At 61.7% G+C, this 12567-nt stretch carries 9 protein-coding genes; 7 read left to right on the plus strand and 2 right to left on the minus strand.

Going from position 1 to position 12567, the window contains the following annotated elements:
* Positions 1-40 precede the first annotated feature (40 nt).
* The 4 genes from OPV09_RS07505 (at position 41) to OPV09_RS07520 (ending at position 3263) form a co-directional block, all read left to right on the plus strand.
* On the plus strand, positions 41-376 hold the full coding sequence (locus tag OPV09_RS07505) for a DUF3579 domain-containing protein (RefSeq protein ID WP_029496213.1): 336 nt from the start codon (positions 41-43) through the stop codon (positions 374-376).
* 80 nt (positions 377-456) lie between these two features.
* Positions 457-906 (plus strand): CBS domain-containing protein, encoded by a 450-nt coding sequence (locus OPV09_RS07510; protein ID WP_070303693.1) that lies wholly within the window; start codon positions 457-459, stop codon positions 904-906.
* Between the two features lie 78 nt (positions 907-984).
* On the plus strand, positions 985-1803 hold the full coding sequence (locus OPV09_RS07515; RefSeq protein ID WP_338681017.1) for an AraC family transcriptional regulator: 819 nt from the start codon (positions 985-987) through the stop codon (positions 1801-1803).
* A complete protein-coding gene (locus OPV09_RS07520) occupies positions 1800-3263 on the plus strand; it encodes a carbon-nitrogen hydrolase family protein (protein WP_081368160.1) in 1464 nt (487 codons plus the stop codon). The genes OPV09_RS07515 and OPV09_RS07520 overlap by 4 nt, the downstream gene beginning before the upstream one ends.
* A gap of 192 nt (positions 3264-3455) precedes the next feature.
* Here OPV09_RS07520 and OPV09_RS07525 read toward each other — a convergent pair whose 3' ends face one another.
* A complete protein-coding gene (locus tag OPV09_RS07525; RefSeq protein WP_034759852.1) occupies positions 3456-4196 on the minus strand; it encodes a GntR family transcriptional regulator in 741 nt (246 codons plus the stop codon).
* 387 nt (positions 4197-4583) lie between these two features.
* On the opposite strand from OPV09_RS07525, the gene OPV09_RS07530 reads away from it, so the two are divergent.
* The 3 genes from OPV09_RS07530 (at position 4584) to OPV09_RS07540 (ending at position 11343) form a co-directional block, all read left to right on the plus strand.
* Positions 4584-7265, plus strand: coding sequence for a TonB-dependent receptor (locus OPV09_RS07530; RefSeq protein ID WP_072454370.1), 2682 nt, complete (start codon positions 4584-4586; stop codon positions 7263-7265).
* A gap of 177 nt (positions 7266-7442) precedes the next feature.
* Positions 7443-10157, plus strand: coding sequence for a TonB-dependent receptor (locus OPV09_RS07535; protein ID WP_338681021.1), 2715 nt, complete (start codon positions 7443-7445; stop codon positions 10155-10157).
* Between the two features lie 64 nt (positions 10158-10221).
* Entirely contained in the window at positions 10222-11343 is a 1122-nt protein-coding gene (locus tag OPV09_RS07540) for an acyltransferase family protein (protein WP_338681023.1), read from the plus strand.
* Here OPV09_RS07540 and OPV09_RS07545 read toward each other — a convergent pair.
* Positions 11340-12533, minus strand: coding sequence for a DUF5009 domain-containing protein (locus tag OPV09_RS07545; protein WP_338681025.1), 1194 nt, complete (start codon positions 12531-12533; stop codon positions 11340-11342). The genes OPV09_RS07540 and OPV09_RS07545 overlap by 4 nt on opposite strands.
* Positions 12534-12567: the final 34 nt, after the last annotated feature.

The raw sequence follows: 12567 nt of genomic DNA on the forward strand, positions 1-12567 counted from the left end.
CCGCCGGGGCCATTCACGCAATCCAGTCCCGACAAGCCACATGGCCGAGTTATCTCAAAAAACAGGGGAACTCTCAGACGAGTTCTTCATCCTTGGTCTCACCAGCAATGGCAAGCAATTCCGACCCAGCGATTGGGCCGAGCGCCTTTGTGGAGTGATGTCCTGTTTCAATCCCGAAGGCGGCGGGCGCAATGCGCACCTCCAGTATTCGCCCTACGTGCGCCCGACCGTCGTCAATGGCGTCAAGTCGGTGGTGGTCAACACCAAGCTGCGCGAGATCGAGCCGATGGCGTTTCACTTCGTGCGCGAATTTGCCAAGGATAACGACCTGCAAATCGTCGAAGCCTGCTTCCTGCCGCCCCCCGAAGAAAAATAAGTCGTTTCAATTGATGTGCCTCAAACCCGCCACGGCGGGGTGGCGTAGCGTGGACACTCTGCCTCAAACGGAGTGGCGACATGCGTATCGGCGACATCTGTACCTTGCACACCATCCATTGCCAACGTGACACCAGCGTCCAGGACGCGGCGCTGCTGATGCGCCAGCACCATGTGGGCGACCTGATCGTGGCCGAACAGCCAAACGGCGAACGCGTGCCCATCGGCATCCTCACCGACCGCGACATCGTCATTTCCGTCATCGCCCTGGGCCTCGACCCCGCCAGCCTGCTGGTGGGTGACATCATGAGCGCACAGCTGCTCACGGCCAGCGAAGACGAAGACGTCTACGACATCATCGAGCGCATGCGCATCAACGGCATCCGCCGCCTGCCTGTGGTCAACAGCCTGGGCGCGCTCTCGGGTGTCGTCAGCATCGACGACCTGCTGGCCTTCCTGGCCGAAGAGATGGCCGAGCTGGCGCGCATCAGCAGCGGCCAGCTCGTACATGAAAAGCGCACGCGCAAATAAGTCCGCATTGCGCAATTCCAATCAAATCCTCGTTACTTGAAAATGCTACAGTCGCTGCTCGTTCAACGGGAAGCGTCCATGCACTATCTTGCCAAGGCACTCTGGTATATCGAATCGCATTATGCGCAGAATCTCTCGCTCGGTGACATCGCCCGCGTGGGCGGCGCCTCGCCGTACCACCTGACGCGTGCGTTTGGCCTGGCCACCGGCCACTCCGTGATGCGCTATGTGCGGGCGCGCCGGCTCAGCGAGGCGGCGCACGCACTGGCCCTGGGTGCGCAAGACATCCTCGCCGTCGCCCTGGAAGCAGGCTATAGTTCCCATGAAGCATTTACGCGGGCCTTTCGCGACCAGTTCCATGTCACGCCGGAAAAAGTGCGGGCCCAGCGCCACGTCGCCAACCTCGCGCTGGTGGACGCCATCAAAATGGATGTGGCGCCAGGCGTTCCCCTGGAAGCGCCCCGTTTCGAGCAGGGACCCGCCTTGCTGGTGGCCGGTCTGGTCGAACGTTATCGCGCAGAGACGGCTGCCGGCATCCCCGCCCTGTGGCAGCGCTTCCTGCCCCATGTGGCGCCCGGCCAGCTGGTGTATGGCGTGTGCTGCAACAATGACGACGCGGGCAATTTCGATTACCTGTGCGCCATGCCGGTCAGCGACTTTTCCCAGGCGCCTGAGAACTGGATGCGGTTGCGCATCGCCCCGCAGCGCTATGCCGTGTTTCATCACCGCGGGCATATTTCCACCATCCGCGCCACCTGGCGCACGGTGTGGAACGAGTGGCTGCCCCAGTCGGGCCTGGAAGTGGCCGACGCGCCCGACTTCGAACGCTACGACCGGCATTTCGATCCCGCCAGCGGTGTTGGCGGCGTGGAAATCTGGCTCCCCTTGAAAGCATGAGCATGTTCAATACCTTGTCTGCGCCAGCCTTGTTTGCTGGCAGTACCGCGCTGCGCCAGCGCCTGTTGCAAATTGCCGCCGCGCTGGCGGCCGGCCTGCCTTTGTACTGGGTGCTGGGGCCGCAGCCGCTGGGCCCGCTGGCCTGGTGCGCGCCGCTGCCCGTGCTGTGGCTGGCCCTGCGTTCGTCGCGCCGCGATGCGGCCTGGATGACGTTGCTGGCCGCCATGCTGGGCTTGTCATCGAACTTTACTTATTTCCGCCTGCTCATGCCCTTGCCGGCCGTGCTGGCCGCGATCACCGTCAAGGCGCTGCTGTGGCTGCTGGTGGTGCTGGCCACGCGGCGCCTCGTGCTGCGCTACCGGGCAAGCTGGACGGTGCTGGCGTATCCCGTGCTGTGGGTCGCCATCGATACCTTGATGGCGGCCTGGCTGCCGGACGGTAACTGGGGCAGCCTTGCGTATTCGCAGGCGGATAATATTGCCGTGCTGCAGGTGGCAGCCCTGGCGGGCGTGCCTGGCCTGCTGTTTTTGCTGTGCCTGGCGCCCTCCGCGCTGGCCTTGCTGCTGGCGGGAGGCCGCGCGTATGCGCCAGCGGCGGGTGCGGCCGTGCTGCTGCTGGCGGCCGCGTTCGCCGCTGGCACCTGGCGCGTGCAGGGTATCCCGGTATCTGGCGGACCGCTGGCGGGGCTGGTGGCCATCGATGACTTTATCGGCCCTGCCACGCCGCCGCCGCGCGCGCAAGACATCTGGGACCAGTACGCGCGCCACGTCGAACAGTTGGCCGGGCAGGGCGCCAGGCTGGTGCTGTTGCCGGAAAAGATAGCGGTGCTGGCCCCTGAGCAGGCGGACGCCGTGCGGCAGCGTTTCCAGGCGCTGGCGCGCAGCACGGGCGCGTGGATTACCGTGGGTGTCGGCGTGCAGGACGCTGCCGGCCGGCGCAACCTGGCCTGGTTGTTCGCGCCCGATGGCGCCGCGCCCGTCAGCTATCAAAAACATCATCTGGCGCCGCCCGAGCGCGAGTTTCTTGCCGGCAGCGCGTTTGCCGTGCAGCCGGTGGCGGGCCAGGCCATGGGCTTGGCCATCTGCAAGGACATGCATTTCGCGCCCCTGGGGCACGCGTATGGCGCGGCCGGGGCGCAAACGATGCTGGTGCCGGCCTGGGATTTCCAGCTCGACGCCTGGATGGGGGCGCGCATGACGGTCGTGCGCGGCGTGGAAAACGGTTATGCGGTGCTGCGCGCGGCACGCGAGGGTGTGCTGACGGTCAGCGATGCGTATGGCCGCGTGCTGGCGGAGCGCGCCAGCAGCGTCATGCCGGGCAGTACCTTGCTGGCGCCGCTGCCGGCGCACCCGCCCATTGCCACCTGGGCCGGGTGGCTGGGGCCGCTGTTCGGCTGGCTGTGCGTGGCGCTGGGTGTGATTTTGCTGTGCGTGGGCCGCCGCGCCGCGTCGGCCGTCTGACGGTTAACGCCACGTTTTGCTGCAATGCGCAAAACCGCATTGCGCAGCCTTCTTTTATATTCCGCGCAGGATGCTACATAATCGCCGCCGATGATTGCACCATTGCCGTGCATATTGAAATGCAATGCCGGCATATATATTGCACCGCAATAAGTGGTGTTATCTGGTATTGCTGAAATGGCGCGGCTGGTATTAATTGGTACTTAATTCAGCCACGAAGTCATACATATCGCCGCGGAAGTAGGAGCGGCAAAATTCCACGGCGCGGCCATCGCGCAAAAAGCCCAGCCTTTCCACCGACAAGCCCGCGTCGCCTTCCTCCGCCTGCAGCAGGCTGGCCTGCTCCCCCGTCAATAAAAGCGCGCTCAGCCGCTGCAAGGCGCGCACGGGCCGGTTGCCCGCCTGTTCCAGCGCGTCGTACATCGATACGTCGACGGCGTCGAGCGCCGGCAGGCAACTGGCGACGATGGTCGCGTATTCGAGGCACATCGGCACCTCGTCCGCATAGCGGATGCGGTGGAAACGGTACACGGGCGCGCCCGGCGACAGCCGCAGGCGCAAGGCCTCTTCCGGCGTCACGGTGCCCTCTGCGCGCTTGAGCCACACGCTGCGCGGCGTGCGTCCGCGCGCCCGCATGTCTTCGGAAAACGAGGTCAGCTTGGCGAAGTTTTTCTCGATGCGCGTATTGATGAAATTGCCCGAGCCGGGACGGCGCACCAGCAAGCCCTCGTTGACGAGGCCATCGATGGCCTTGCGCACGGTGATGCGCGAAACGGCCAGGTCGCTGGCCAGCTGGCGCTCGGCCGGCAGGGCTTCGTCGGGGCCGAGGATGCGCTTGTCGATCGCTTCGCGCAGCGCGCGCTGCAGTTGCTGGTACAGGGGCAGGCTACTCGTCTGCCCCAAGCCTTGCATGATGTGAGCCAGGGTTGTCATACGCTGAGGGTCTCCGTTACGGCGCGTTGCAGACGCGCTCTGTATCTGTTTTGTGTCGCTGGATAATACCAAAAAAGACCGTTGTAAAACCAATTTCAATTATCAGGCCGGCAATTTATGCGTGGCTCCGCTGGTATTTAACCCACCCATACGGGCTACAAATTGATTTCGGTGAAGTGGTCTGTGTGATTCAAACAACGTTATAAAAAAAAAGTTGCAACTGGTAGTGTTCTGGTATTGGATAGTAGTATATTGGCGTTGAATTGGTTTTGTAAGTGGTTGTGCCGAAGGGTCTGCAGCATGCCGCGAGAGTAGGCGGGCTGGAAAGAAGACCTACGTTAAAAATGAAAAGGTTCCAATCCTGGGGCCTAAATCAAGGGGGAGTACATGAAACGCAATTTGACACCTGCAGCTGCCGTCGTGAAATCGGGCTCGCGTAGCCGTACGCCGATCGCTGCGGCCGTTGCCGTGATGGTCGCCGGTCTGTCCTTTTCGGCGCAGGCGCAGGAAGCGCCCGCCGAAGACGTGGCCACCGTTGTGACGGTGACCGGCGTGCGTGCCTCGCTGGAAAAATCGCTGAAGCAAAAACGTAATGCGGATTCCGTGGTGGAAGTGGTCACCGCTGAAGATATCGGCAAGATGCCAGACCGTAACGTGGCTGACGCGATCCAGCGCCTGCCAGGTGTGAATACCCAATCGTCCGCCGGTGGCGAAGGCGGCTTCGGCGAAAACGACCGCGTCAGCCTGCGCGGCACCAGCCCCAGCTTCCAGCAAACCTTGTTCAACGGCCACGCCATCAGCACGGGCGACTGGTTTGTGCTGAACCAGTTCGGCGGCAACGTTGGCCGCAGCAGCAGCTTTTCCTTGCTGCCTTCGGAACTGGTGAGCTCGGTTGTCGTGCACAAGAGCGCCACCGCCGACCTGCCTGAAGGCGGCGTCTCGGGCGTGATCGACGTGATCACCCGCCGTCCGCTGGAATTCAAGAACCAGATCACGGCGGAAGGTTCGATCCAGGCTTTCCACAACGACCTGGCCGGCAAGACCGATCCGCAGTTCTCCGGCCTGGTGAACTGGAAGAACGACACGAATACCCTGGGCATCATGGTGCAGGGCTTCTCACAAAAATCGACCGTGCGCCGCGACGGCCAGGAAATTCTTGGCTACACGCCGATTGCGGCGAACAGTGTCGCGGCCCAGGCCCGTCCTGAACTGGCCGGCGTGAAAGTGCCGACCTTTATCGGTGCTACCCTGTTCGAGCAAAAGAAAACCCGCGAAGGCGGCGCGTTCGACATCGAATTCAAGCCCAGCAAGGACTTGACTCTGGATGTGAACGGCTTCTATTCGCAACTGAAGGCGCCGCATCAAAACACCAACTGGTTGGCCGCGCCTGCCAACTCGATCAACAGCACGAAAGACGGTGTGCCGAACGGTCAGATACCGACCAACTATACGATCAAAAATGGCACTATGACAGGCGCCACTTTTGCCACGAACGCGGGCGAAGTCGACAATATCTACCGTCCTGACGCTGGCGGCGAATCGTACTACCTCGATTTCAACTTCAAGTACCGCGCCACCAAGGACCTGACACTGACCGGTAAACTGGGCAAGACCCACGGCGTCGGCTATGACCGTGACGATGTGTATTACCAGAACAACGTCGATGGCGGCATGGTGTACCAGTTGAACGGCTTGAGCCCTGCCAGCGTTTCCTATCCGGGCGGCACCACCACCAAGCCAGGTTCGACGGCATGGGCCGGCGGCGGCGAGTCGCGTTCCGTCGACCAGGAAAAATATGCCCAGCTCGACGCGGAACTGCGCCTGTCCTCGGGCATCTGGGACTCCGTCAAGTTCGGTGCGCGTTTGACCGATCACAAGCGCGATGCCGAGCATCCGCTTGAATCCAAACCGGGTCCTCTGGGTTTCTCCAATCCGGGCCCTGTCTGGAATGGCACCCAATACCCGAGCGACTTCGCCAAGAACCTGGGTGGCAATTTGTCGTCGAATTACTTCAAGTATGACGGGGCAGCGCTGGGTGCCTGGGGGGCGATTCCTGGAAATCGCAATCTCGATCGTGTGAAACGTCATAACTGGACAGATGAATTCAAGCTGCAGGAAAAAACCTCGGCCATCTATGCCATGGCCAATTTGACTGGTGACAACTGGAGCGGTAACTTTGGTTTGCGCGCGGTGCAAACCAAGCAGTCCAGTCTGGTTAACAAGAAGGGTGGCCCGATCACTGGTTCCGATTGGGAGCCATACTCGCAGAATCTGTTTGAGCGCACCTACAACGATTACCTGCCTAGCGCCAATATCAAGTTTGATGTGCGCAACGACGTCGTCGTCCGCGCTGCCATTGCCCGCACCATTGCCCGTCCCGACTACAGCGCGCTTGGTGGCTCGGTTTCGCTGAATGACGATGCCTTGAGCGGTACCGGTGGTAACGTCCAGCTTGATCCTGTCAAATCGAATAACGCCGAAGTCAGCGCCGAATGGTATTTCGCACCGAGGTCGGCTTTCTCGGTGGGCCTGTTCTACATGGACCTGAAGTCGGTGGTGTCGAATGGTACCGTAAATGCCTCTTATTACAATAGCAAGCGTGGTACCAACACTGTGTACCAGATCACGTCGCCATTCAATACCAGCGGCAAGAACAAGGGCGCGGAATTCAGCTACCAGCAACCGCTGTTCGGCGACTTCGGCATCCTGGCCAACTACACCTATGCCGACGGCAAGCTGGACAATGGTGATGAACTGGTCAATGCATCGCGCAGCACGTACAACCTGACGGCCTTCTATGAAGCCAACGCCCTCAGCGCACGCCTGGCCTACAACTACCGTTCCGCTTACAAGGCGGGCGTGGACCGTGGCGCCAGCCAGCACGTTGCCGGCGCGGGCGGCCTGGCCGGTTCGCTCAACTACAAGATCAACGAACACTTCACGATCACGTTCGATGCGCTTAACTTGACGAACACGACCATCAAGATGTACGCGGAAAACAAGGATCAGCCACGCGCTTTCTATAGCAACGGCCGTACCTTCTATCTGGGCCTGCGCGCCAAGCTGTAAGCAAGACGATCAGGCCTGATTCCTCCGCTTCAGGCCCGGTCTTCCTCGGTCTTTTCAAGGCAAGTTCCTGTTTCGGGAGCTTGCCTTTTTTTTCGACGCCCACTGGCAGGGCGCCTGCCGTCTGTACTCATATAAAACCGTCCCGCCACCGTGCCGGGCATCTATAACGAGGAGTCTATGAACAGTCGTTTGCACCCCGTATTGCACCCCATCGCCGCCGCTGCCGCCTTGCTGTCCATGAGCATGGCGGCCCAGGCGCAGCAGGCCCCGTCCGCCGCTCCGGCCATGCAGGAAGTCGTCGTCACCGGCATCCGCGCTTCGCTGGAGCAGTCGCTGAGCCAGAAGCGCAACAGCGATTCCGTGATCGATGTCGTCAGCGCGGAAGACATCGGCAAGTTGCCCGACAAGAACGTGGCCGACGCCGTGCAGCGCGTGCCGGGCGTAAATATTTCATCGTCGGCTGGCGGCGAGGGCGGCTTCTCGGAAAATGACCGGGTCAGCATCCGCGGTACCAGCCCCAGCCTGACGCAAACCCTGATCAACGGCCATGCCGTGGGCACGGGCGACTGGTTCGTCACGGACCAGGTGGGCACTGTGGGGCGCAGCGTCAGCTTTGCCTTGCTGCCGTCGGAAATCGTCAGCCGGGTCACCGTGCAAAAGAGCGCGCAGGCGGACCTGGTGGAAGGGGGCGTGGCCGGCTCCATCAATATCGAGACGCGCAAGCCGCTCAGCTTCAAGCAGCCATTTACGGCCGAGCTGGCCGTGCAGGCCATCTATGCGGACTTGCCGGACAAGACGGATCCGCAAATGAATGCCCTGTTCAACTGGAAGAACGAAGCGAAGACCATGGGCGTGCTGTTCCAGGTGTTTTCCGAAAAACGCCACGAGCGCCGCGATGGCCAGGAATTCTTCGGCTATGGCGCCATCGACGCCAACAGCCCGGCCGCGCAGAAATATCCGGAACTGGCCGGCGTGCTGGCGCCGCTGGGCATCAATTCGGCCCTGTTCGAACAAGTGCGCAAGCGACAGGGCGGCAGCGTCGACCTGCAATTCAAGCCGACTTCCGATCTGTTGCTGGACGTCAACGGCTTCTATTCCAAGCTGGATGCGGCCAATTACAACCGCAGCTTTTATAACCAGCCGGGCGCCAACCTGAATGCCGTCGACAATGACGGCAAGCACGTGGGCGTGATTCCCAGCGCGTTTACGGTCAAGAACAATACCTTGGTGGCGGCCGACTTTCCCGCGTCGCAATTTCCTTTGGCTAACGCTAGCACGCCCTATAACGGCCAGCTGTATCCGGCCCTGGTTGACCAGATCTACCGTCCCGGCTCGAACTCGTCGACGGCCTACATCGACTTCAACGGCAGCTACCGCGCCAGCGAGCGCCTGCGCATCACGGGCAGCCTCGGCTACACGCGCGGCATTGGCGAGACGCCCGTCGACCTTGGCTATGAGGCGGGCTTGACGGGCGTGGGCGTGTCGTACCAGCTGAACGGCCTGTCGCCGGCCAGGCTGAATTTTCCTGGCATCGACATTTCCAAATTCTCCAACGCGGTCACGGCATCGGCCTGGGGTTCGCATGTGGAAACCCTGGACACGGAAAAATATGGCCAGGCCGATGGCGAGCTGAGCATGGATTATGGCGTGCTGGAGTCGTTGAAATTCGGCGCGCGCTACGCGGAACACCACCGCAATGTGTCCTGGCCGGAAAACCGCAGCTGTGCCGTGTGCGACGGCACGACGAATGCGCCCTTGCCGAAGTGGAATGGCGGCACCTATCCCGGCGATTACGGCAAGGGCCTGGGTAGCAGCGCGCAGGGCCGATACTGGCAGCTCGACCCAGCCGATCTGGTGGCGTGGGCCAACAAGTACGACAATTCGGGCGGGCCGAATTCGCGCAACTGGCCGGCCGAGCTGGACGTGAAGGAAAAAGATAGCGCGGCCTACATCATGGCCAACCTGGCAGGCAACAAGTGGCGCGGCAATGTGGGCGTGCGCGTCGTGCGCACGCAGCAGACGACGGTGACGAACGTGCCAGGCGGCGAAAATCCGATCGGCCAGGAAAATATTTTCGGTACCTACACGCCCACCGTCGTCAAGCACAGCTACACGGATGTACTGCCGAGCGCGAATATCAAGTTTGACTTGAGCAAGGACCTGGTGGCCCGCGCGGCTGTGGCGAAAACCATGGCGCGTGCCGACTACAGCGCACTGGTGGGCGCCGTCAACCTCAATGACCAGTTGTTGACGGGAACGGGCGGCAATCCGGACTTGAAACCGATACGCTCGACCAACTACGACGCCACCCTGGAATGGTATTTCGCGCCAAAGGCCATGCTGTCGGTGGGCGCCTTCTATATGGACATGAAATCGTACGTGACGTTTGGTACGGCGCCCGTGAGCTACTACAATAATACCTTCAAGAAATTCAACACCTATGTGATCCAGTCGCCGACGAATATCGGCGCCAAGAACAAGGGCGTGGAACTCAGTTACCAGCAGGGCTTGTGGGGCGGTTTCGGCGTGGTGGGCAATTACACCTATACGAATGGCAAGGCGGACGATGGGGCCGCCGTCGTGGGCAGCTCGCGCGGCACCTACAACCTCGAAGGCTATTACGAGGATGAGCGCCTGAGCGCGCGCCTGGCCTACACCTACCGCTCCAGCTTTCTGGCCGGCCTGTTCAGCAGCTCGCCCCAGTATGTGCATGGCGTGGGCAACTTGGCCGCGTCGATCAACTACAAGATCGACGAGCGCTACTCGTTAACGTTCGACGTGCTGAACCTGAATAATCCGGTACTCAAGTATTACGGCGCCAACCAGGACCAGCCGACGGCCCTTTACTCGAATGGCCGTCAGTTTTACTTTGGCCTGCGCGCCAAACTGTAGGTTTTTTTACCGGCTTTCCGCCACAAACGGGGAGCCGGTTTTTATCTTTTGGAACTGTTTGACCATGACTATTGCTTCCCAACGCTACCTCGCCCTCGACGTTCTGCGCGGCCTGACCGTCGCCCTGATGATCGTCGTCAATACCCCTGGCGACTGGGGCAGCGTGTATGCGCCGTTTCTGCATGCCGAATGGCATGGCTTTACGCTCACGGACCTCGTCTTTCCCAGCTTTCTGTTTGTCGTCGGCAATGCGCTGGCCTTTGCGCTGGGGAAATATGAACACCTCGGGCATGGCGCCGTGCTGGCCAAGCTGTGCAAGCGCAGTGCGCTGATCTTTTTGCTGGGCTTTTTGTTGTACTGGTTTCCCTTCTTCAAGATCGACGATGCGGGCCAGTTCGCCTGGTCGCCGCTGTCGCACACGCGCATTCCCGGGGTGCTGCAGCGCATCGCCGTGTGCTACCTGGCCGCCGCCCTGGTCCTCCATTGCTGGAAGACGCGGGGCGCGCTCGTCTTCAGCGCCTGCGCCTTGCTCGGCTACTGGGCCATCCTCGCGACGTGGGGCGACTACAGCTTGCACGGCAACGCGCCGGCCAAGCTCGACCTGATCTTGCTGGGCGACAGCCATCTGTACCACGGAGAAGGCATCGCCTTCGATCCGGAAGGCATCCTCGGCACCTTGCCATCGATTGTCAATGTGATTGCCGGCTACCTGGCGGGCAGTTTCCTGCGCCGGACGGCGCCGGCGCAGCTGCGTGCGGCGCTGTATCGGCTGGTGGTGGCCGGCGTCATCTGCGTGGCCGTGGCCCTGTGCTGGAATGAGGTGTTCCCGATCAACAAGAAGCTGTGGACCAGCTCTTACGTGATGCTCGGTATCGGCCTGGACTTGCTGCTGCTGGCGCTGCTGATGTTCGTCATCGACGTGCGCAAGATCACGGGCTGGACCTACTTTTTTGAAGTCTTCGGCAAGAACACGCTGTTCATCTACCTGGTGTCGGAAGTGCTGGTGATCATCGCGTTTACCGTGCGCACCGGTGGCGGCAACCTGTACCAGTGGCTGTATCAGCACTGGTTTACGGGCTGGGCGCCGGCGCGCGTGGGGTCCTTGCTGTTTGCCGTCAGCTTCATGCTGCTGTGCTGGCTGATCGCCTATTTCATGGACAAGCGCAAGATCTACATCAAGGTCTAGAATTTCAATTTCAGGCCGTAGCGCGTTGCCATGGCCGTCAACAGCAGCATCAGGGCGGTGACGGCGGCCGCATTCCACAGGCCGGCCGCGCCGCCCGTTGCCAGATACGGCCACCAGACGGGCGGCAAGTGCAGCACGACCGCCAGTTGCTGCCACAGGTCGGGCACGATGTAGGCGAACAGGGCATTGGTGCCGGCGGGCAAGAGCACCACGGCCCAGGCGCGCCAGCGCCAAACGTCGATGACGACATAAAACACGAGGAACAGGGCCAGGATGAGGGCGCTGCACACGAGCGTGTAGGATTCCGTCGCCGCGATCTTGTTGATGTGGTGATACGGCCGCAGCAGCATGCCGGCGGCGAACAGGCCCAGCGCGAACCACGCCATGAAACGGATGCGCTGCCCATGGCTCAAGGCGGCGCCGCGAAGGAACAGCTGGCCCACCAGGGTGCCGGCCAGTACGTTGGCCGCCGTCGAACCGAGCACTTGCGGCACGTTGACGAAGGAGTTGATGCCTGCCGGCAGGAAATCGAGGCTGCCCGCCATGCCGCCCATGTACAGCACGAGCAGCAGGGAAAATACGCCCATCAGTGCCGTGCCGCTACCCCGGCACGCCAGGTACAGCAGGCTGCACAGCAAATAGGACCAGCCTATCATGCCGAGGATGCCCCACCACGACGGTTGCAGCCAGGTGCTGGAAAATTCCGCGTTCAGTTCGCCGCGAAACGTCGCCAGCAGGAACAGCATCAGCACGCCGCCGGCGGCCAGCTCCAGCTTGCCCGCGCCCTGGCGCCACAGCAGTATCATCGCCACATAAAACAGCAGGAAGTACATGGCGTGCGGCAGCGGCGCCGCCTGCGCATCATAGCGGTAGGCGTTCGCCAGCACGACGCCGGCCAGCATCAGGCTGGCGGAGCGCCATAGCAGGCGTCCCAGCAAGGCTGGCGTGACGTGGCCGCAATGGCGCTGCAAGGCCAGCGGTATGGCCATGCCGACCATGAACAGAAAGCCGGGAAAGACCAGGTCGGGCATGGTGATGCCGTCGGCGCGGGGACCCGCATGTTCGAGCCACCAGGCAATGCCGGGCATGCCGGCCAGGTAGTTGACCCAGATCATGATGACGATCACGCAGCCGCGGAAGGCATCCAGGCTGGTCAATCGTTCGGCGGCGGTGGCAGCGGCTGGCGGCATGGAAGAATGAAAAAGGTCGAAAAAAAAGCAGCCC

Source organism: Janthinobacterium sp. TB1-E2 (assembly GCF_036885605.1).
Taxonomy (GTDB): Bacteria; Pseudomonadota; Gammaproteobacteria; order Burkholderiales; family Burkholderiaceae_D; genus Janthinobacterium; species Janthinobacterium aestuarii.